This window comes from Pseudomonas sp. 3-2 (assembly GCF_019710535.1).
Taxonomy (GTDB): Bacteria; Pseudomonadota; Gammaproteobacteria; order Pseudomonadales; family Pseudomonadaceae; genus Aquipseudomonas; species Aquipseudomonas pharyngis.
On record NZ_CP081200.1, the window covers coordinates 2,278,860 to 2,298,333 of the forward strand.

Genomic DNA, 19,474 nt, shown 5'->3' on the forward strand with positions numbered 1-19,474 from the left:
ACGACCAATGGGGCACTCCGAATACTTAATTCGTTTCGATTTTAAGAAAAGGATTATCGAGTGGCATCAATTCAAAAAATAGCTTGGGGTCCTCAATCAAGTAGCCCTTCAAAGTTGTTTTCTTCCTCGGGCCTTGCACTTGGCATGTCCAGATATTTAGACCGTTGTCTCGCTTCTTGTGAATCTTCAGCTTCTCAAACTGCTTTTGCACCCAACGCCATTCTTCGATCTCTTGGCAGGTGCCCTGAGAGATACCGGGAAACTCCTGCGCGTAGCGTTGGAAGAGGCCTGGAGTGACCAGAAATACGCTGCCATCCACTGTGTGGATTTTGGCCTTGCTGTCATTGATGATCAGCTTGTGGCTCAGAATGCCTTCCTTGACCCAATTCAGGAATGCCTGGCCTGGGTTATCCGATTGAAGCGTTGAAGTATCGTCAGCACTTTCTGACTGTGCGTCTTTGGCCTTGGGCTCTTCCAATTCGAACATGTCCAGCAGCGTACCGAGGTAATCGGCATCCTCTAGCACCATGGGATCCGGCTGCGGTTGGCTTTGAGCTGATCCTGCACTGTCTGTCTCGGGCGCTGGTATTGGTACCTGAGTGTCAGTTAAGTGGTCATGGGCCGCAATGCTCACCGTTCCGCTGAAAGCCTCGGGCCGGTCTTCGTTCCCCCAGATCAGTGCCGGTTGAAGGCGCAGAAAGGTAAAACTCTGTTGCCAGTCTCCTTGTGCCACTAGCGCGGTCCAGATGGCTTTGCCTTCCGGCGTGGACTCAACCAATCCATGTGACTGCAGCTCGTCGAACACCGCGAGGTTGGACGAGGGAATGCCCTCAATCGATTGCGACAGCAGATAGGCTCGTAGTTTGTCTGTGACCGTCTTGCTGACGAGCCACAGCGCATCCTGGGTCAGCCATCCCGCGGCACCTGGCTGGTTGAGTTTCAGTTCGTGCTGAACCAAATGACGCAGTCCGCTGATTAAGTGATGTTGCAGCGAATGAGTCGGTGCTTGCAACGCCTTGCTTGGGTTGCCACCGATGTTCTTTGCGGTGGAGACGCGGTCGGCCTGCATCACCAATTCACCGAGCACGCCGGCGCGTTCGTACTGACCCGCCAGGACATACAGCAGGTTGGCCCACAGTGATGGAAATCCACTGAGCCAATCGAGGATCGGGCGGTCGAGAATCTGGGTGTAGAGCAAGCCTGCGGCCGCGCCATGAAGGTGGTAGTCGCGACCCTTGAGGTAGCGGAAACGATAAGGCTGATCCAAGGAACCCTGCCAAGGATGCCACACGCGGCCATCCTGGCGTTCGACCAGCAGGTCCACGGCGATCTTGCCGATGTCATGCAGCAGGGCACCGTAGGCGATGCCAGCGGACCAGGCGTCGGTCTGGGCGGCTTGGTCCTCGGGCGCGGCACCGGTGGGCAGCAGATACGATTGACGCAGCTTCAAACTACAGGCGACCAGCTCCAACCCATGGTCGAGCATGCCGCCAAGATAAGCATGGTGGTGCGTCTCGCTGGCTGGGAGTTGCTGGACCAGCTCGGCGTAGCGATGGATCGGATTTAAATAGAGCTGGCTGAATTGCGGAGGGGAGAGGGCGGTGTACTGCCAAATGCGATCAAGCAACTGGCGGCGATGCTCGGCTGCTAACAAGCTCTGGGACGATTCGACGGGCAGGTACCCATCGGCGACGTTTACGGTGGGTGGCGGAGGAGGCTTTTGCCTTTTGTGCCGAAACAGACTGAGCATCATGGTCCTCCCGGGAGCTGGCAGAGTCAGTGGCCTTTTAGCCTTTTCGGATAGGGCTCTTACCCTTGACTCCCCATTCCCTTCCAACCCTTACCGGTCCTTTTGACGCGTTTCCCTTTGTGCGGCAATCGGAATATCGATTTGTCCTGGTGCCGTTTTGTTGGATGCGCGTGCTGGTACGAAAAAGGAAAGTGTCGGTACACTGCGGTGCGAATTTTATCGGGTCTTGCCATGAACCTCACTGATGCCACGCTCGTGCTGCTACTCGCGGCGCGTATCCATGGAACAGACGAAGCTGTCAGGGCTTCGGCGAAGAGCGTGGTCAAGAAGTTACCGCGCAGTAAACGCGATCTGATCTACAAGGTGATCGACAGCCGAAGTCCACTCGAGCTGGTGGATTACCTGGCGGAGAATCTGGATACGTAACGGTGTACTGCGGTTACGGGATTACCTCATGTTCTTTGCGTCAGAGCTCCGCAGTGTGGGGATTTTTCTGGGCATAGAAAAAGGGGTCCAACTCGTGTTGGACCCTGTTAAGCGATTGCAGCAGTGAGGTAACGATCAAGCTCCATCGTTCATGCATCGCGAATTATCCATTACCGTCTGCTTTTGTTGCTGCTCCAGGTTGAGCACATACTCCGAGGCGCATCGGGCCTGGCCACTGGCGCGGAAAATCGTGCGGTTGTCAGACTTGAGCAGGCCGAGCCAGGAGTCGATATAGCCCTCGTGCCGAAGCTCTCCCTGTATACCGGCGTAGGCACATAAAAAAGCGGCGCCCATTTCGGCGATCAACTCTTCAAATGCATAGCCTGGCGAGCCAAATGGACACGGAGAGGTCACGCCTTCGCGCTGCAATCGAGAGTGGTGTCCGGTCCAGTGCGTCAGCTCGTGAAGTGCAGTGGCGTAGTATCCACCTTGATCGTGGAATTGCGATTTTGTCGGCAGTTGGATGAGATCCCTGATCGGGTGGTAAAAGGCTTCGTCGGCAAATCGATGAATGATATTTGCGCCCGAACTTAGCAACAAACTTTCCGCAGCAGCGTTGGGGAAGAAGGGATCGCTCGGTTCCGTCTGGAGCAAAGTTTCGTTGTGCGTTTCGAGCCCCTCCGTTTGCTCGATGTTGAACAGAAAGTGCGTCCTGAGAATGCCAAAGTGAGCGACCTTGGGCTGACCGTTCTCATCAAGTACGGGTTGGCCTGATTCGGTCTGTTCCTCGCGCTCCATCGGTTTGTAGAGCACTGCCAGAGTGCTGTGCTCACCCTTACGGATGTGTCCGCCGGCTTTTTTGGCTTGGTTGAAGGTCAACCAGCGATCTTGAGTGAACCCCTGCAATCTGGCCTCGGCCCAGAGCAACGGTAAATTGATGCCCGAATAGGGACGCTGGGTGATGGCGTTGATGGGGTAGGGTTGGTGATGACCGACGTCAGATGAGCCACTTGAGGACCAGGGTTTGATCCAGGGCGCTACGCCTTGGTCTAACGCGGTAACGATCTTGTCTGTCACGTCTTGGTAGATATTGCGCATGGCATTTCCCTCAAAAAACCGGAGGAACGCCTTGCCCGTCGGGGAGGGTTCCCCGGTGGGTGTTGATTGGATTGGTGCAGGACTGCGTATAGCCTGAGTAGGATCAGTGGTCGTGTATGGCCGTTTGCGTTCAGCGTTGCTGCTCTTCCGCAAGCGCTATCAGTAAGGCGTTAGGTTGGTCTGATGCCTGAAGTAGGCTGAGGCTCAGTCGCAGCAATGGTTCATGTTCTGCATCACTCACTGACCCGAGCTTGGCTACCTCAAACACCACGTAGGGTGCGTTTGGATCGGCCAGGTGAGCTTTGAAGGCTGCGCGTACGACGTTGCTCAGCCTATCGAGCTGCAGTTTTTCAGGATGATTTGAACCATCGAGCAATACTGCGTGTTGCCATGCCTCTGGAGTGAACACAACGGGCAAGCGCAGAGTGTTCAGTGCTTCGCTTGTGAGTGAGTCGGACATGGTGTGCCTCCGTTGAAAGCGCGAAGAAACCTGTCCCATAGGGGAAAGAATTTCCCCGCGGTGGGTTGAAGAAAAGCAAGAGGGTTGGGACGAGCCGAGCTCGAAAGACGCTTGGGAGAGCAGTAGGCGTTCATCACCGTGAAACGTGACCGTGCGAGCCACCGAACGCTAATCGCACTTGGGGGAGAACCATCACCGGAGTGACGTAGCTTTGAAGGCTCTGGCTACCTGGGAAGGTGCTGTCGATAACAGCGATCCGTATCCTCTATGTAGCTGGATGATTTGGATGGGTCAATGGCCATAGAGGCGCGGGTGCACGAGCTGCGTCTTCTGTCTTCCAGTGAAGATTTTTCGGCTAGGTAAACTGATAAACGGTCAGGCACGGACGGTTTTCGGTAGTAGGCTGTAATCTCGATTTCCACAGGAATACGCTCAGAAGAGGGCGCAATCATGCCGGCTCAGCAGCCACTTCAAATCTCCCGCGCACACCGCTGGGCATATGCATGCGGTATGTTCGCCAAACGTGGTTATCGCAGGTTGAAAGGGTTTGAGTCTCGTGTGGCCAAGCGTGCAGTGACGGCAGGTTTGCCTGCGGGTGATTTACTCGTTCGCGGGATCTTTCTGCTTGCCCAGGTGGCCCTGTTCGGTGCACTTCTTTTTGTTAGCTTTTGGTTGTTTCTGCTGGTGTGCACATTCGTCGCATTAGCAGCTATCCCAGTTCAAGATTCAGACACTCCAGATATTGATGATCTCGATGATCCAATTCACAGAGCGTCTTGGCCTGAGCGGTACGATAAATGGGGTTCACTGAAGTAACCTCCCTGGTTATTTTGAGCCCGATTTACCTGAAACCATTCTTGCTCCGCTCATCAACTGAGAGGTCCCGTTAGAACTCGCTGTCTGCGCAGCCTGGGTTCCCCGGCTGAGCATTCCTTCTACACCTGAACCTACGCTATACCCAGCCCAGCTCATTGCGGCTAGGAAGACCATCGGCAGTACGATGAACATCGCCCCCATCACATACTCAATCACCTGTGCCGTGACGGTTCCATCCATAAATCCGGCTGTCGGCAGCGACAACAGCACCTGATTGGACGCCGACACTTGGTTGTACAAAGTATCGAGCATGCTGGAGTCGATCCAGCGGGCCAACTCCCACCAAAAGGTCAGCATGTGCAGCGTGAACAGCGCGAACGTCGCCGTCATGACGGTCTTTAGCTGGTAGGTACTGACCAGAAGGATCAGCGGCAAGCTGATGATGACGCCCATGATCAGGAAAGCCTGCACCATCGGCAGGGCGGCGCGTAGCGCATTCATTGCCGGAAAGTTGCTGAACGAGCCAAGGGCCAGTCCAGTGTTGGTCGCCAGGTTATTGAGCCCTTGATTGATCGACCCACCGCGGGCACTGGAGCCATAGTCCTGGTACACCTGTCCGGGCGACATGGACATCGATTGTTGGCGTGGGCTGACCAGTTCGCGCAGGATGGCATCCTCGATTTCATTGCTTGATCGGCCAGTCAACCAGCTCTTCAGTTGAGTCAGCAGCGAAGGGTCAACTTGCTCGATTAATCGAGCTCGCAATCCGACACCGCTGTCATTCCACCATTGTTTGCAAGTGGGGTAGCCCGCGTCATTCTCCAGCCGCGGCAAGGAAACATCGCGGCTTTCGTCATACGGCCAACTGATTCGCGGTGTGCGTGAACGATCCGTGTCGTAGTAGCCGGGCGTGTCGAGAAGATAGCTTGAGCCGATCCAGGACGCGTCGTGACTTTGTGCCTTGTCCAGTTGCGGGCGATTGGTAAACAACCGAGAACGGGAATAGCCATAGCAGTCGCGGGTGAAGTCGGCGACTTCCTGCAGCAGTACCCGGCTGTTGATACGCGAGCTGTCGATCTCCATGCGCATCTGCCGAATATCCGGTGCGCAGGGAATGGAGGCGGTGGCGGCGGCGGTTACCCCTTTGCTCAAGGCATGCACCAGAAACCACCAGATCGGAACGTTGGCGGAGCGTTCGCCGATGGTATTGAAGGTCGTCCCCCAGGCGGTTTCCGTCGGTTGGGCCACACTCACGCCGCAGCGCTGGCTCGCCGCATCATCGAACGTCATTGACGAGAGGCTCAACGGAAAGACCGGCGCGCAGCCGAACAACACCACGATGTAGGCCAGCCACAACCGGTTCTCGATCCGCGGCACCGAGAGCAGGCCCTTGTTGCCTTCATCCGCGCCTTGCTGACGCGCGGCAAGCCACTCCTGCAGGATGATTGCACCAAAGGGGGCGGCGAACAGCCCGGTGTCGGAGAGGACGCTCCAGAGGCCGTTGTTGATGATCCAGGCCAGGAGAGAGAGATAAAACTCCAGATAGCTGTTGGTGCTCATGAGCATGGTGGTGACCTCACAGTCGGGTGAGCTCGACGCAGATAAAGAGCACGAGCCCTAATGTCCCGATGCGCTTCACGCGCGGTCGATCCTGTGGTCGTTGTCGGTGGCGCCGAAGCAGATCCCACCAGAGCGCAAAAAGGGCGCTGTAGAGCAGGGCACGCCACCACCACAGATAAGGCCGTACGAATTCGAACGCCTGCTGCCAGGCCTCGAAACTACCCAGCGCAGTGCGGCCGATCCAGGCGACCAGTGCGGCGGCCAGGATCATCACCGCGGCAATCCCCAGACCTGAAAGCAAAGTGAATAGCGGTGAGCGTTTCATGGCTCACTTGCGCCTGGCGTCAGCATCATTGAGTCGGCCCGGTTCAGGATCACCCTGCTCGACGGTGCGCGATGCGTCGGCACCACCGGCATGCCGATCGAGCACTAGGCTGGCGGTATTGGTGGCCAGCATCTGCCGTATCTGCAGCTCGATTTGCAGCAGGCGAATTTCGCGCTCCAGAGTGTCTATGTTTTTCGTCAAGGCGGTCTGGGCTGGTTCGGCGGAGGCGATGTTCGGTTCGTGACTGCCCGCCAGTAGCGTACGCAGTAGCAGCAGTGCCTTGTCGAGTACGCTGGACAGGGCCGTCTCGCTGGCTAGGCGTCGCGCCAGCAGATCCTGGTCGGGATCGTCGCGCAGGGCTTCAACCACACCACGGGTTACCGGCAGCATCGGGCTGGAGGCTTTAGTCAGGTTGTCAGGGGTAAGCGGCAGAGAGCCAGACAGTAACCCTTGCAGTGCTTTGAGGTGTTCGCTGTAGGCCTCCTGGATCAGCGGCGTCAATCCGCTGCCAGCGGTCGCACGGAGGGTTTCGCAGGTGTCGCAGGTCGAGACTTCGCTCTCGCCCAACACGCGAACGGCCCATTCGGATTCCTCTTGGGGCGAGGTCCATGTCTGGCAAATAGCCCCACCCAGGCAATCGCTGCTACTGATCGAGGCACTGTCATCCACCGACCGGTTATGCAGCAGGTTATAGCCCGCGCGCACCACGTCGGCAGTCACCCGGATGGGTGTCTGCCCACTACCTCCGGCCTTTGAGCCGCCGACCCAGGACACCCCATTATTGCCGTTACGCGCCTCGGTGTTTTTCACCGCCGCCACCGCATCACCGCCGGTTTGCTCCAGATTGCCCTGCATTTCTTGGTTCTTGGCCAGCGCGCCCCAACCGGCTTGACCGACCTTGTCCGCCATCTTTTCGGCCATGGCCTGGCAGGTCAGCTTGGAGCGGTCGAAGTCGATACGCCCCTGCATCACCCCGTTACTGAGCAACTCATAGAGACCGGGGTTGGCGCGCTGGATGATCAACGCCGGCAGCGACATCACCGCTTGGGTCGCGTTCTGCACGATGCTGCCCATGATCTGCTGGAAACCTTCGGTGACGCCGTTCAGCTGGTTTTGCAGGGTGTTGGTGAGGCTCATGTTTCCGCACATCATGTTCGCTCGCCAGGAGCCGCCGACACCGAGACCACTGGGTCGGTAGAACGAACTCGGTGAGCCGACTGCCGAGCCGCCACCAATGGTGTACATCACTCGGTCGTCGAGTACTTCGCCTTGAGTACCTAGGCGGTAATCGCCCTCGACGGCATGAGCATGAGTGGCCACGGCGAGCAGTCCACAGAGCAACAGACTCATCATGCCCAACCAGGATCGTGCGAGAAGCCGGCTCATGAAGCACCGCCTTCGAAGTCGATGCTGAACAGAAAGGTCTGCCCCTCACGTTTGCAGCAGCTGTAGGGCCGCCACAACGACCAGGCGTAGCCGCCATCCGCGCTCTGCACCGGATAGCTGGGGAAGATGGCGCATGTGGGCTGAATCTGGGGAAAGAGCAATTGCCATTTGTGGGTCGAAGCGTCGTTTTCAATGATCGGACCAGGCGGCCAGTAACCGTCGCGTTTGGCGGGCGTGAGCGGTACATACACATGCGGCTGTCCGTTACGGGTAATCACATCGCCGGCCCGTTGCGCCATGACCGCGGCCGCCTTGAAGTCGTCGGGCTGTACCAGAAAGCCCTGCCGGGGATAGACGTTGCCCCACATATTTCCCAAAGCCTGACGACCAATTTCACGGATTCCCGGCATGAGCGACTCGGGGTAGAAACTTTCCGGGATGCCATGGCGCCAAGCAAGCGAGTCCAGGGTGCTCAGGTAGTAGGGCATGAGTGCGGTAGCGCCGCTGGCGCAGGCGTAACCGGATTGAGCAGCCAGTTGTGCTGCGGCCCAGCCACCGGGATGACCGATGCCATCAACGTTCTTGAACCGGGGCAGGTTGTCGCGGTGAGTGTTCGGCGTGATTAGGTTGCCGCCACCTTCCGCACCGCTGATGGGGGAAGAGAGGGTGGCCATCTCGGTCCATGGGTTATTGCCCGTGGTGGCGTAGCTCGAGACCACCAGTTCAGGAATGAAATGACGAACCTTGGTCGAGGTTTTGACCTTGCAGCCGAAGGGCGTGCAGAACAGCCAGAAACAAATGCCTATGACCCTGTATTCGAGACAGTTTGGCGAAAGCGCAGAGGACGTGATGCTGCTGGTGTCGAGCGCCATGCTCGGGCCGCACGCCAGTAGGATGCTCAGCGCCAAGGGCCGTAGCTTTGTGGGCGGGATTGACGAGCGGGCAACAGGCATGATCCAGGCTCTCGGTGTATGGCCTGGGCAGGTTCGGTTACGGACTGAAGACTGTCAGTGGAAATTACGAAGGCGGATCTATCGGATTTGCGAGACGTGAGACTATTATTTGACGTGAAGGGAATTGCGCAGGATATCGGGTTCCACAAGTAACTGATCTGCGGTAATTTCGAAAATATTGGCGAGCTTGCACAGAACCAGCAGCGACGGATTGCCTGTGCATCGTTCGATTTGACTGACGTAGGTACGATCCACCTCGGCCATGAGCGCGAGTTGCTCTTGGGTGAGGTTCTTTACGCGTCGCATCAAGCGGATGTTTTCCGCCAGATGCACACGAAGCTGTTCGTAGTCTTGAGTCATGCGCGCAAATTGCGCTTTGAGGGACTCTCAATCCACGGGATATAGTCTACATTGGTATTGATCTAGGCCATTTGATGCTCATGCCTGTTATTGAGCATTCATTTGGTGTCGTTAGGATTTTCTAGGCTGGACCCAGCGTCTAACAATAAATCAGAAATCTAGGGTGGGTATGGACGAAAACTACATTTCAATTCCTGCGGCGGATGGTTCGCCAAGTCTTCTGACACCTTGGGGCAGCGAATTTGCCCCGATGATCGAGCGTGGCGTGCAATGCGCTCAGGCTTGGCTTGATACAACCGGCGAGATACCCCTGTGGTGGGAGCTGGCGCAAACCCGCAAGACCTTTCCTGTCGGTGACTGCCAGGATGCTTTTGAAGCCGGATTCTTGTTGAGGGTTCAGCAGCGGCTTCGAGGTGCATCGCAATAACCTACCGCTCGCTTTAGAGCGCGATATCGGAATAGATTTCCCTATGTTGGTTCTATTCCTCGCGCTCTATCGATCCGTTCGGCTACCCGGTAAGCCGCTTCCAACTCTGAACAGCCGTTCTCCTGCATCAGGGTCCAGCGCTCGGCTTTTTCCTCGGGCTCCGTCATGGCCAGGGCGAGATAAAGACTGGGTGGTACCGCCCGAAACAGCGTTTCGAGCTTCTTCGACAGCACGACCCCTTCAGTGTATTTACCCGGCTCCTTACTGGCCGAGAGCAACAAGGCTTTCTGTGCTGGCGTGAGTTTCTTGAACCGTGCGATCTCTTCGATTTCCGCCGGTGGCATGTTTAAACAAATCCACCATTCGATCATGTTGAGCATGGTCTGCGCAGCAGTGGGAAAGTCGGCAAGGTTTTGGGTGGCGAGCCAGAACCAAGCGCCGAGCTTGCGCCACATCTTCGTCCCCTTGACCACGAATGGCGCCAGCAGCGGGTTTTTGGTGATGATATGGCCCTCGTCGGTGACCATGATGATCGGTCGGCCTAGGTATTGGTCGCGTTCGGCAAGGTTGTTCACGGTGTTCATCAGGCTGATGTAGCTGATAGACATTTGTGCCTCGTAGCCTTCGCGGGCGTAAGTAGCGAGATCGACAATGGTCACATCGCTCTCGGGCCAGGGCGTGCCCTCGCGATCGAACAGTGCGCCCTCGAAACCCTGGCAAAACAGGTCGATGGACTCGCCCATTTCTTGGGCACGCTCGCGCCGTTTCTCCGGCAAGTGCGTGTCAGCGGCGACGTGCAACAAGGCGTCACGCACATCGCGGGTCAGCACCTGGCGGCCCTCCGCGACGCAGGTTTGCGCCGCATCGAGAATGCACTCGCGGATCAAGCTGCGATCGGCTCGACTCAGGCGCGCCTCTTCCTTGGCCTCGCCGCCGGTGATCATTAGCCGGGCGGTGATTTCCAGTTCGCCGAGAACATCACGCTGGTCTTCGCGGCCGGTTACCGCCTCATCGTCCAGCTCATCGACCGATAGGCTCGCCACTTGATCCGGCTGCTCGACCAGGCGCCAAGCATCGGCAAACGGGGCAAGACTGACCGAGGCGCCAGGTTTCAATTGGACTTTGTTGACCGACAGGCCTTGTGTCGCGAAGTAGTCTCCCTGTAAGCCGAATGAGTTGCCGGCCTCGACGATAAATAGGCGAGGGCGGTACACCGCCATGATCTGCATCAGCAGGGTGACCAGGGTCGCCGACTTGCCGGCCCGGTCGGGCCGAACAGCAGCAGATGACCGTTCATAGCCCGGTCCATGCGTGACAACGGGTCGAAGCTCAATGGCGAGCCTCCACGATTGAACAGGGTAATCCCTGGGTGGCCGGTGCCGGTACTGCGGCCCCACACTGGAACCAGGTTCGCCAGGTGCTGGGCGAACATCAGGCGTGTGTACCAGTTGCGCGTGTCGCGGGCCGGGTTGTAAGCCATCGGTAACCAACGCAGGTAGCTGTTGCAGGCGGCGACTTCATCGCCTTCACGTACCGGTTGCAAGCCCGCACCCAGCAGCGCGTTGGCAAGAGTGACCGAGCGCTGGTGCAATTGCTGTTCATCCAGACCACGTACGTAGAACGCCAGGGTTCCTCGGTACAGCTTGTGCTGGCGGCCGATGATCGCACGAGCCTCTTCAACGTCTTGACGGGTCTGGGTCGAGGCCAGGTTTTCACCGATGGCTTTGCGGGCCAGGCGGTTCAACTGATCCTCGAGTACATCTTGTGGATTGACCACCAGGGTCAGGCTCATCACCGTACCTTCGGGTAATTGGTCGAACAAGGCATTCACCGCATCGCCCTTGCGGGTTTCGCCGGTGAGCTGACCAATCATTGGGGCACGGCGCAGTTTGTCCACCACCATGACCCGGTGAGGCTGATCGTCGAAAAACCAGAGTCCGCGCTGGACGTCCGAACGCGGCTCATTGAAGAACAGCCGCTCGGCAAAATCGTGATCGAAGGGCAATGCCAACGACTCACCTTCGCCTGACTCCGGAAAGGCCACGCGTTGGTAGAAATCCTCGGGCGCTTCATCAGTGAGCCTGGGTGCCGGATTGAACCAGGGCAACAACCAGGCATATAAACCTCGGCCATCGACTCGTGTAATTTGCACCCCGCATGCCTGCAACGAAGCACCGATACGTTCGCAAGCCTGTTGCAGGGATTGCACCGGGGTGAGTCCTGTCTCCTCAGCGTCAGACTCAAGCCAGCGATAGACCACTAGGCGCACCCGGCGGTTATTGCCACGCCAGGGCAGGCGTGTCACCACTTTATCCTCAAACAGACCGCCAGGCTTGGCGATCGCCTTCAGATGATGGCGGCTGAGCTCCAAATATGCCTCGGTGAAGACCGTGGCTCGCGCGCTGTCCTGGATATAATCGGTGAGCCGGGTCAGGTAGGGGGTGAAGTCGTTGTCGTCCTGACAGAAAAACTGCGCCACCCACGGCGCTTGGTCCAGCTCGTCAAAGCTATCCTGCAGGGCATCCTCGAGGGCATCGCGGGCGGCCATCAACCAATCGGGTTCGCGCCCTTCAGTGCCAATGGGCAGCAACTCGAACACGGCACCCACCGAGCGGTTGTCATCCAGTAGAAAACACTGCTCGGTGTCGAGGTATTCGACCCATGGCAGGTGATCGGTGAAGCTGGGGTTATGCGCATAGAGTGCAGCTCCATCGGCCAAGGTGGCGCGAGGGCGCAATGGGTGGCGCCAGGCTTTCCATGCAGAAGTGCGGTTGCCCGCATCGCTGGTACGCACTACAAGTCTTCCTGACGTTCACCGGGTAATGCGTACTGCACCCGTTGGTAGAACGGAAAGACGGTCGAGTAACCCGGAACCGGTGCCTGCTCGGTACCACTCAAATGCGGATACACGTACAGCACCAGATCGGGATTGGGCAGGCGCGGGAACAGGTTGCGGATCTCGTTCGCTGCGGTGCGCGTATACGGTTCCTGGAGAGCCGCGGAGACATCTGCCTGAGCCAGCGGGCGGCGTAACTGCTGTCGAGCATCCAGCAGTTGCTGCTGAGTGCCTTGCGAACCGGCGCCGTTCCAGATATCCATCATGGTTTGCTCGCCATGGGGCAGCAGCGTGTCTTTGTCGGTGGAACACCCCGTCAGGACCCAGCAGAACACGCTAATCCAGGTCAGGCAGAGAGGCATGGTCTTTTTCATGGCGAACGCTCCGGCCCTTGGGCTCGTAGTCGATGGTGATCTCATGGTCGAGGTGCAGGGCGACCTGTGCTGCCGGTGGCACGTACACGGCAGCAAAGGCCTCGCCATAGAGTTTGTTGACCCACTCGCGGATGTCGCTGACCCCACCACTGAGAATTGAATTCAGCGCGCTGTTGCCCGTGCTGTTGGTAACCCCGAGCGTACTGCCGCCCGAACTGATCACGCTGCTGTTGTTCTGCTCATCCCCGAGCAAGGCCGCGACACCGGCGCCGGCCGCAGTGATCAGGCTCTGGCTGCCGAGGTACTGTTGGGCGTTCGAGCGGCGTTCGCCGGCAATGCAAGGAATGCCATACGGATCGGACAGGTAACCGAGTCCTCCACGAATCTTGTCGGTGTTCGAACTCTGGGTGGTGGAGGCGTTGCGGCTGGCTACTGCCTTCGGCTGAGGCACCGTGCGGATGGTGCCGTCTGTGAATACGAAAGTGATCGACTCGACTTGCCCGCGCACGCAGGACAGAGTCCAGTCACCGGACGCCGTGCCGCTCATCACGGCACCTGCGACGTCTGGCAGGTCGATGCCGTTAGCAGTCAGGTTCTCCGCACCGACCAGCACCTTGAAGGGATAGGGATCATTCACTGTACCGTCCACCGGGACTCGGCCGATCAGCGCGGTCATGGCGACCGAGCCCATCAATGTCGCGTTTTCGGGAAGGGTGTAGATCGGCTTCGCGCCTTCGCTACGGTGAACGGATCGAGCCAGGTCACGCTCACCCTGGGTGACTGCGCGCAACTGTTTCTGGCTGCGATCAATGGCGTTGTCTTTCAAGCCTTCCAGTGAGTTGAAGGCGGTCGGCAGACTCAGTGCGGAGGCGGTCTTGGTTTTGCCTCGGGCGTCGGTGGGCGGAGCATCCGAGGGTTCAATCCACAGCAGGGCATCAGTGGCAGAATGCCGCCCTTCGAACTGAGCCCCATCGCCCGGCTCAAGCCCCAATCCGATCGGCATGTCCTTGCTTTTGCCAGTCAGCCCCGACAACTGCTCCTGCAATTGCGTCAGCAGGCCGCGAGCCTGGCGACTGTCTTGTTCCGCTTTGAGCCGGGCCTCGTTGGCTTGTCGGCGGCCCTCATCAACTTGCTGGGTCACACTGCCAAGCGCCGTCTGGATACGTGAATCGACACTGTTTTCCCGCTCACGCAGGCGGTTGTTTTCCGTCTGCAGCGAATCGTTGTGTTTCTTCAAGCCGAGCATGTCGCTGCGCATGGCCTTGACTTGGCCGACCAGGGTGGCGACCGTGTCGCGTGGGGTATCACCCGCAATACCGAGCGACTTGGCTTGCTCGGCGGATAACTGAAGGTTGCCCTGATCAACCGGGTGCTCTGGAGAGGGCGTGCTGCCACCCGCGACCCAGTTTTTCAGGATGATCAGCACCACGGCCAGTAGCGCAGCCGGTACCAGCCATTTGAGCAAGGCGTTAGCTTTCATCGTCAGCCCCTCGCGCAATGGGCAGGAGCAGCATGGCGTGTTCGAGGCCGGCACCGCGGGTGACGAGGTAGGCAATCGTGGTGTCTTCAGGACTGCCGACAGGCCCGAGGAAAGCATGCTGGAAGGCCGCAGCGAACAGCTTGGCCTGCAGCCGACGCGGATCGAGTTGCACCGTCTCTGGACCACGATTGTGCAGCTTCACCGCCGTCACCCAGTAATCACCGAGTCGCCAGGAAGCGATGGGTGTGCTGGACACGTTTTCGGTCGGCAGCAGGGTCGGCAATTCGGTGCGCAGCTTGAGCGGTACGCGGCGTACGCCGGGCAGCGTCTCTACGGTGCGTAGCGGTGCGTACAGGCTTTGTGCGGCATAGCGCGTTAGAGCGACCGGGATCGGCGTGCGTTCTGGAACAGGGACGGTGCTCGATTCAGCCTCGGTAGCTTGCCCCTGAGCATTCTTGAGAATACGCACGGGCTCCAGAGGTTGATCGCCGGACGTGGCCGCGATATCCAGGAGGATAATCTCGCCCGTCGTGACTGATTGCAGTTGCAGTCGGGTCGGTGCAATGGCTTCCGACGCTCGCAGGTACAACGTGCCGCCGGTTGATTGAATGCGCAGCTTGCCCGTCAGGGTTGAGGGCACGCCGATTCGAACATCCTCGTCGACAAAGATCACTCGTTCCTGATTGATCACCAGTGGGACCGCGAGGGGGAGGCGTTCCCAGTGCATCAGTTCGACGGCCTGCGCTGTAGCACCCCATGACATCAGTGCGACGGTGAGTCCCAGGGTAGACATCCGCTTCATGGTTCACCTCCAGGCAGGGAGATTTTTTGCGGCGTGCCCTGATAACAATCCAGCGCCAGCCCCCACTTATTGCGTTCGGGGTCCAGATCAAAACGCACCACGCGTAATGGATAACGCACCACGACCCGTTTCACCGGTTCCGCGGCGTAATACTCATCGGCATTGAGGTCGAGCCTGACCAACCAGCTGTCGCGGTCGAGTTGCTTGACCCTGAGTTCCGGATCCTCGCTGTAGCCTCGGCCCAGAATTTCGTAGACGCCACGCACCCGCTGGCGCAGTTCGCCGGCGGCCTTGCGGTACTCATAATCACCGTCGAGGAAGGCCTTGCAGGCGGGTGTCAGGTAGGACTGCAAGCCATAGATGGCGCGGCGGTAATCCTGCTCGCCATCCGAGGGCCAGCGGTTGAGCTGCCCAAAGATGTACAGGGCAAAGGCATAGACATTCTCTGAGGGGATATCCCACCACTTGCGCGTGCTGCCCGAGCGCAGATCTGGGGGTACATGCACGGTCAGATCGGTCGGTGCCGAACGCCAGCCGTACCAGAGCCCGGCACAGACCAGGGCAAGGATCATTACCGCCAGGCGCAGGCTGAAGATGTGGGCCTGTTGGGCATCGACCTTGTTTCGAAATCGGCTCATGACTGCCACCGGGACAGGGCAGGGCGCAGTCGGCGCGAGCGGCGAACCGTCCAGGCGCCCGAGTGGAGGATCAAACTCCCGCGACCCAGGCGCCAACGGCTGGCGAGTACCCATTCGAGCTTGCGGTACAACCAAGTCTCGGGGCGAGCACGTTTGGCCCGCCGCAGTAGCGTGCCTCCGGCAAATAACACCACCATCATGCCTGCGATCATGCTGGTTGGCGCCACGGCAATGGAGGCGGTGGCGATCGCCAGAGGAACGCCCAGCACCAGGCCAATGACCGCGCCGGTACCCAATGCAACCCACATCTCATCATTGGTCAAACCGCGTAGTACGGCAGGATCGCGATTGAGTCGCTCAGGCAGAAATGCCAGGGTGCCGTCGACAAGGCGTTCGATAGTGTCGTTCATATCGACCTCACAGAATTGCAGCAGCCTTGGTCAGGAACCAGATGATGATCACCACCAACAGGGCTCCGATACCGACCACCGCGCCGAGGTCTTTCCAGGTCTTGCGCTGGTTCTGGACGTCTGCATAGACCGTCAGCGAATGCCAGGCCACACCGAGAAATGCGAGCAGAGCGATCAGCAGACCGAGCAGGATGCCGCCGTCGTAGGCGTAATTTTTGATCGTTTCGATCAACCCGGATCCTTCGCCGCGTGAAGGAGCTTCCATGGTGGGAAGTTCGGCAAAAGCCAGGCTTGGACCGAGCACCAGCAACAAACCGATCAGGCGCTGGCTGGCACGATCGCGCAGGTTATTTTTCAGGGGGGCAAAGTACTTGAGCATGGCGGCGATCTCCTGGATTAGGACAAGGTGAAGAACATCAGGACGAGTAGGGCGAGCGAAACGCGCGCTGCACTGCCGCCGAAGGCTCCAAAGCGCACACTGCCAGTCGCCCACCCTCGGTAAGCCGTCCACATCACCCAGGCACACCAGAGCAATGCCAGGACGAGAACCAGGGACAGCCAGAGCGTCGAACTGCTTTGCGGTGAGAAGCCGGAGGCGTTTTGGAAGGCTGCGGTCTGAGCGTCAGTCATGCTCATGGCGGCGGCTCCACTGACTGAGTGTCGAGGCGGTAATCGCCGACCAATTCAGTGGAATCGCGGGGTTGAGCACGGGAAGGGGACAGGTAGCCCTGCACTCCGTGACGGATGCGCTGAATGTCCTGGGTCAGTCGGGGATAGTCGAAGCGATAGCGATCGTCGGGTTCAGCCGTGCTGGCTGCCTCAGCTTGCGTTGCAAGGCGTTCGATGGTGTCGAGCTGTTGCTGGACCAGGTTAAGCTGTTCATGCTCATGAGCAGATGCGGCATAGCTGCTGCCGTGGATGATAGCCAGCGAGAGTAGTAAGCAGCGAAAGACGGTAGTTGACATGATGCTGGCCCGTATGGATCTGGGAGCAGAATCAAGTTAGAGGTCGAATAATTCCGTAAGAAACCTGAGGTGTGATGGATCGCTTTTTCTGGGGAAGGACTAGGGATATTTACATGGCAGCTGATGTGTTCCTTCTATCTTTGGTGAAAAGCTGTTGAGGCTCTAGGGAAACTTGACCCTCGATGAGTTTCCCTGTTGACGGTATCGTCATAGTTCATGCCCAGTGAATACCACAGCGGGCGGGTCTGTAAGATATTCAGGGGCCCTGCGGCACACTCTCTCCCAGATCCAGCACGTTTCCTGTGCAATCCTGACAGAGAGACTGCATGAATACCCTCCGAGCAACATCACTTCGCCCTAGTGAATCAAACACTTGGTCCGTGTTGCGTCAGTCACTGACCGCCTGCCTGTGCGCGAAGTGATGCTCCCGTGGCTGTACCTTACCCTTGCTCGATGTCTTGCCGATGCTGACGCGTTGACCAACTGCTAGCTTGCGATGGCAATGAAGGGGTCGAGTCCGGAGAGCCTGCGAAGGTGGAAAAAGAAAAGCGTGATGGAAGATCTTGGCAAGTTGAGTAATGGTTAACCCAGTTTCTGCCGGAGTGCATGCGTGCTCCCACGATTCGATAAGGATAACTTGCTTTCGCTTGATAGTTCACGAACAATGCCGGCACTATAAGTAAAAAGGGCGACACAAATTTTTCTGGGGGATATGGAGATGAATATAGTTACTTGGCTATTTGTACCTGTCAGCGTCGTCTTGCTCACTGCAAGTTGCTCTAACATGCGTCCTCAGCTGGATAGATCCAAAGGGGTTTTTCCTGCAACATCAATTACTAATTTCATAACTCAGGCCGATATCCGAATAGACGGGTATACCAAAGCTTGGAAAAGGCTTGAAGCCTACGAGTGGCAAATAGCAACAACAAGTCTCGGGGGTGGCGCTATAGCGGTGGTGGGCGCTGTGGCTCAGTCCACACCATGGGCAGTAGCCGGTGCGGCCACTGCGGGGGCGGCAACGATGTACTCATCATTTTATGGCACCGAACGCCAGAACGATGCTTTCACGAAAGCCAGCCAAGCAACAACGTGCCTCCGTGCTCTCGCAGAAAATATTAAATCCCCTAACCTTTCGACAGTTGACGCGCCTGAGGGCTGGGATGAAGACGCAGAGAGTTACTCAATTCGCCTGTTGAACACCGGAATTTCACGAATTGATGACACCCTGTTTACTCGACTTCGTAAACGAGCCGTGTCTACGGAACCTGATTTCGCTAGTTTGCAAGCCAGCCTTACAAGAGCGATGTCAAGTAAGCCGTCACTTTTGAAGAAAGGCGCTACAGCTGCGTCGGATAGCTCCAGGCTTCAAGCTGCTGTGGGTCGACTAGAGAGCGATATTGGCATTTGCATTTCAGCTAACTGAGTTAAATGGTCTGACCGCCACGTTACGTTCAGACCATTCTCATGGTGAGAGCCCTGGCTTCTCTTTTAGGAGGGGATCAGAACAAAACCCGGCGCGGGTACACCCGGCCACAATTCATACAAAACATTTGGGTCGTTTGTGCCTCCATTCCTTGGGCTGGACTTGATGCCCAGAGCTTCTGCTGCCGCAATGCTTAACTCACCGACTTTCTTGGCTGAACTCACGTCCGCGACAACACAGTCGACTGCTAATCCGTTATACGTCGCACGAGCCAGGCAACCGAGAACAATGCCCTCAGTAAATTTAATCACCTGTACTGGTACTACGATATAAGGAACCGTGGCTGCGTCAACATATGCAGCCAAATCAGTTACGGATTTGGTAGGGTCTTTGTATGAAGTTTTGCATCCCACTACACCGCCTGGGTAGATTCGTGGATGGCCGTCATCCTCAACGATTGCGATATTGTCTTTTCCTGGCTCAGTACAGTAAACCTTGCCGTCTTTCTCATACATTCCACCGTTTGCGAGATAATCACTTCCTTCGTCGCCAAGCATATATGCCGCTGCAGCACCGTTCTGGCCATTTGCACCATCTGCATCGATGTCCGCATCAGCAGTAAAAAAGACCCGGAGATTTCCGTCTTCCCAAATCTGGCACTCTGGCTCGTTTTTCCGTTGCGCAATCGCCGCGATCAACCGCATATCCGCATCCTCCTGATTGGGTTCTGGAAACCCCAGCGTAGCTGAGAAAAGACGAAGGGCGAGGACATGGTTTGCCTTGAAAGGCCGTGGCCAAGGCATGAGGTTGTTATATTGTCGATTGACGATCACAAACCTAACGCCCCTGCACCAACGAACAGGAGATTAAATGCGTTATCGTGTACCGGGGCGCAGCGACCATCGTGCGCTGACCTTTGCCGGGCTATGACGTTGTACACGAAGTAGATCCGGAAACGCTGTCATACCAATCGTCGCGGTATTGG

21 protein-coding genes and 1 pseudogene are annotated in these 19,474 nt (G+C 57.7%); 4 read left to right on the plus strand and 18 right to left on the minus strand.

From position 1 onward, the window contains the following. Positions 1-25 precede the first annotated feature (25 nt). Entirely contained in the window at positions 26-1,750 is a 1,725-nt protein-coding gene (gene mobH / locus K3819_RS10365) for a MobH family relaxase (RefSeq protein ID WP_221399674.1), read from the minus strand. A 231-nt stretch (positions 1,751-1,981) separates the two neighbouring features. Here mobH and K3819_RS10370 point away from each other — a divergent pair, with 231 nt between their 5' ends. Continuing rightward, positions 1,982-2,176 (plus strand): hypothetical protein, encoded by a 195-nt coding sequence (locus K3819_RS10370; RefSeq protein ID WP_025214500.1) that lies wholly within the window; start codon positions 1,982-1,984, stop codon positions 2,174-2,176. 135 nt (positions 2,177-2,311) lie between these two features. On the opposite strand, the gene K3819_RS10375 is transcribed toward K3819_RS10370, so the two are convergent. Beyond that, positions 2,312-3,274, minus strand: a complete 963-nt coding sequence (locus K3819_RS10375) for an ArdC family protein (RefSeq protein WP_221399166.1) — start codon at positions 3,272-3,274, stop codon at positions 2,312-2,314. A gap of 130 nt (positions 3,275-3,404) precedes the next feature. Further along, positions 3,405-3,734, minus strand: coding sequence for a hypothetical protein (locus tag K3819_RS10380; RefSeq protein ID WP_221399167.1), 330 nt, complete (start codon positions 3,732-3,734; stop codon positions 3,405-3,407). A 450-nt stretch (positions 3,735-4,184) separates the two neighbouring features. Between K3819_RS10380 and K3819_RS10385 the strand changes: the two genes are divergently transcribed. Beyond that, positions 4,185-4,550, plus strand: coding sequence for a DUF3742 family protein (locus K3819_RS10385; RefSeq protein ID WP_221399168.1), 366 nt, complete (start codon positions 4,185-4,187; stop codon positions 4,548-4,550). Positions 4,551-4,559: 9 nt separating this feature from the next. Here K3819_RS10385 and K3819_RS10390 read toward each other — a convergent pair whose 3' ends face one another. From K3819_RS10390 to K3819_RS10410, 5 genes are all read right to left on the minus strand, one after another. Further along, positions 4,560-6,116: a conjugal transfer protein TraG N-terminal domain-containing protein gene (locus K3819_RS10390; protein WP_221399169.1), complete on the minus strand. Its 1,557-nt coding sequence runs from the start codon at positions 6,114-6,116 to the stop codon at positions 4,560-4,562. Positions 6,117-6,126: 10 nt separating this feature from the next. Then, positions 6,127-6,435 (minus strand): hypothetical protein, encoded by a 309-nt coding sequence (locus tag K3819_RS10395; RefSeq protein WP_221399170.1) that lies wholly within the window; start codon positions 6,433-6,435, stop codon positions 6,127-6,129. A 3-nt stretch (positions 6,436-6,438) separates the two neighbouring features. Then, entirely contained in the window at positions 6,439-7,821 is a 1,383-nt protein-coding gene (locus K3819_RS10400) for an integrating conjugative element protein (RefSeq protein WP_221399171.1), read from the minus strand. Next, a complete protein-coding gene (locus K3819_RS10405) occupies positions 7,818-8,774 on the minus strand; it encodes a TIGR03756 family integrating conjugative element protein (RefSeq protein ID WP_221399172.1) in 957 nt (318 codons plus the stop codon). Before K3819_RS10405 ends, K3819_RS10400 begins: the two co-directional genes overlap by 4 nt. Before the next feature lie 105 nt (positions 8,775-8,879). Continuing rightward, positions 8,880-9,134 (minus strand): helix-turn-helix domain-containing protein, encoded by a 255-nt coding sequence (locus tag K3819_RS10410; RefSeq protein ID WP_104993667.1) that lies wholly within the window; start codon positions 9,132-9,134, stop codon positions 8,880-8,882. Between the two features lie 169 nt (positions 9,135-9,303). On the opposite strand from K3819_RS10410, the gene K3819_RS10415 reads away from it, so the two are divergent. Beyond that, positions 9,304-9,561, plus strand: coding sequence for a LasR-specific antiactivator QslA (locus K3819_RS10415; protein WP_221399173.1), 258 nt, complete (start codon positions 9,304-9,306; stop codon positions 9,559-9,561). A 41-nt stretch (positions 9,562-9,602) separates the two neighbouring features. On the opposite strand, the pseudogene K3819_RS10420 reads toward K3819_RS10415, so the two are convergent. From K3819_RS10420 to K3819_RS10460, 9 genes and pseudogenes are all read right to left on the minus strand, one after another. Next, a pseudogene (locus tag K3819_RS10420) lies at positions 9,603-12,355 on the minus strand (conjugative transfer ATPase). Further along, the gene (locus K3819_RS10425; RefSeq protein ID WP_221399174.1) at positions 12,355-12,771 is read right to left on the minus strand and encodes a TIGR03751 family conjugal transfer lipoprotein; all 417 of its coding nucleotides are present in this window, start codon (positions 12,769-12,771) and stop codon (positions 12,355-12,357) included. Before K3819_RS10425 ends, K3819_RS10420 begins: the two are co-directional and overlap by 1 nt. After that, positions 12,734-14,251: a TIGR03752 family integrating conjugative element protein gene (locus tag K3819_RS10430; RefSeq protein ID WP_221399175.1), complete on the minus strand. Its 1,518-nt coding sequence runs from the start codon at positions 14,249-14,251 to the stop codon at positions 12,734-12,736. The genes K3819_RS10425 and K3819_RS10430 overlap by 38 nt, the downstream gene beginning before the upstream one ends. Continuing rightward, positions 14,241-15,053 (minus strand): TIGR03749 family integrating conjugative element protein, encoded by an 813-nt coding sequence (locus tag K3819_RS10435; RefSeq protein ID WP_221399176.1) that lies wholly within the window; start codon positions 15,051-15,053, stop codon positions 14,241-14,243. Before K3819_RS10435 ends, K3819_RS10430 begins: the two co-directional genes overlap by 11 nt. Next, a complete protein-coding gene (locus K3819_RS10440; protein ID WP_221399177.1) occupies positions 15,050-15,691 on the minus strand; it encodes a PFL_4703 family integrating conjugative element protein in 642 nt (213 codons plus the stop codon). Before K3819_RS10440 ends, K3819_RS10435 begins: the two co-directional genes overlap by 4 nt. Next, the gene (locus K3819_RS10445) at positions 15,688-16,101 is read right to left on the minus strand and encodes a TIGR03750 family conjugal transfer protein (protein ID WP_221399178.1); all 414 of its coding nucleotides are present in this window, start codon (positions 16,099-16,101) and stop codon (positions 15,688-15,690) included. Before K3819_RS10445 ends, K3819_RS10440 begins: the two co-directional genes overlap by 4 nt. Positions 16,102-16,108: 7 nt before the next feature. Continuing rightward, complete coding sequence (locus K3819_RS10450; protein WP_163854384.1) at positions 16,109-16,480, minus strand: TIGR03745 family integrating conjugative element membrane protein; 372 nt, start codon at positions 16,478-16,480, stop codon at positions 16,109-16,111. Between the two features lie 17 nt (positions 16,481-16,497). Then, a complete protein-coding gene (locus K3819_RS10455) occupies positions 16,498-16,737 on the minus strand; it encodes a TIGR03758 family integrating conjugative element protein (protein WP_221399179.1) in 240 nt (79 codons plus the stop codon). After that, on the minus strand, positions 16,734-17,066 hold the full coding sequence (locus K3819_RS10460; RefSeq protein WP_221399180.1) for an RAQPRD family integrative conjugative element protein: 333 nt from the start codon (positions 17,064-17,066) through the stop codon (positions 16,734-16,736). The genes K3819_RS10455 and K3819_RS10460 overlap by 4 nt, the downstream gene beginning before the upstream one ends. A 718-nt stretch (positions 17,067-17,784) precedes the next feature. On the opposite strand from K3819_RS10460, the gene K3819_RS10465 reads away from it, so the two are divergent. Beyond that, positions 17,785-18,489, plus strand: a complete 705-nt coding sequence (locus K3819_RS10465; protein ID WP_221399181.1) for a hypothetical protein — start codon at positions 17,785-17,787, stop codon at positions 18,487-18,489. A gap of 65 nt (positions 18,490-18,554) precedes the next feature. Here the strand turns inward: K3819_RS10465 and K3819_RS10470 are convergent, their stop codons facing one another. Beyond that, entirely contained in the window at positions 18,555-19,322 is a 768-nt protein-coding gene (locus K3819_RS10470) for a glycoside hydrolase family 75 protein (protein WP_260329049.1), read from the minus strand. Positions 19,323-19,474 lie beyond the last annotated feature (152 nt).

Coding starts and splice junctions, on each gene's coding strand:
- K3819_RS10395 (WP_221399170.1), bottom strand. CDS start 6,435: ATGAAACGCTCACCGCTATTCACTTTGCTTTCAGGTCTGGGGATTGCC.
- K3819_RS10450 (WP_163854384.1), bottom strand. CDS start 16,480: ATGCTCAAGTACTTTGCCCCCCTGAAAAATAACCTGCGCGATCGTGCC.
- mobH (WP_221399674.1), bottom strand. CDS start 1,750: ATGCTCAGTCTGTTTCGGCACAAAAGGCAAAAGCCTCCTCCGCCACCC.
- K3819_RS10425 (WP_221399174.1), bottom strand. CDS start 12,771: ATGAAAAAGACCATGCCTCTCTGCCTGACCTGGATTAGCGTGTTCTGC.
- K3819_RS10370 (WP_025214500.1), top strand. CDS start 1,982: ATGAACCTCACTGATGCCACGCTCGTGCTGCTACTCGCGGCGCGTATC.
- K3819_RS10375 (WP_221399166.1), bottom strand. CDS start 3,274: ATGCGCAATATCTACCAAGACGTGACAGACAAGATCGTTACCGCGTTA.
- K3819_RS10445 (WP_221399178.1), bottom strand. CDS start 16,101: ATGAACGACACTATCGAACGCCTTGTCGACGGCACCCTGGCATTTCTG.
- K3819_RS10405 (WP_221399172.1), bottom strand. CDS start 8,774: ATGCCTGTTGCCCGCTCGTCAATCCCGCCCACAAAGCTACGGCCCTTG.
- K3819_RS10430 (WP_221399175.1), bottom strand. CDS start 14,251: ATGAAAGCTAACGCCTTGCTCAAATGGCTGGTACCGGCTGCGCTACTG.
- K3819_RS10410 (WP_104993667.1), bottom strand. CDS start 9,134: ATGACTCAAGACTACGAACAGCTTCGTGTGCATCTGGCGGAAAACATC.
- K3819_RS10400 (WP_221399171.1), bottom strand. CDS start 7,821: ATGAGCCGGCTTCTCGCACGATCCTGGTTGGGCATGATGAGTCTGTTG.
- K3819_RS10390 (WP_221399169.1), bottom strand. CDS start 6,116: ATGCTCATGAGCACCAACAGCTATCTGGAGTTTTATCTCTCTCTCCTG.
- K3819_RS10465 (WP_221399181.1), top strand. CDS start 17,785: ATGAATATAGTTACTTGGCTATTTGTACCTGTCAGCGTCGTCTTGCTC.
- K3819_RS10380 (WP_221399167.1), bottom strand. CDS start 3,734: ATGTCCGACTCACTCACAAGCGAAGCACTGAACACTCTGCGCTTGCCC.
- K3819_RS10455 (WP_221399179.1), bottom strand. CDS start 16,737: ATGAGCATGACTGACGCTCAGACCGCAGCCTTCCAAAACGCCTCCGGC.
- K3819_RS10460 (WP_221399180.1), bottom strand. CDS start 17,066: ATGTCAACTACCGTCTTTCGCTGCTTACTACTCTCGCTGGCTATCATC.
- K3819_RS10385 (WP_221399168.1), top strand. CDS start 4,185: ATGCCGGCTCAGCAGCCACTTCAAATCTCCCGCGCACACCGCTGGGCA.
- K3819_RS10440 (WP_221399177.1), bottom strand. CDS start 15,691: ATGAGCCGATTTCGAAACAAGGTCGATGCCCAACAGGCCCACATCTTC.
- K3819_RS10435 (WP_221399176.1), bottom strand. CDS start 15,053: ATGAAGCGGATGTCTACCCTGGGACTCACCGTCGCACTGATGTCATGG.
- K3819_RS10415 (WP_221399173.1), top strand. CDS start 9,304: ATGGACGAAAACTACATTTCAATTCCTGCGGCGGATGGTTCGCCAAGT.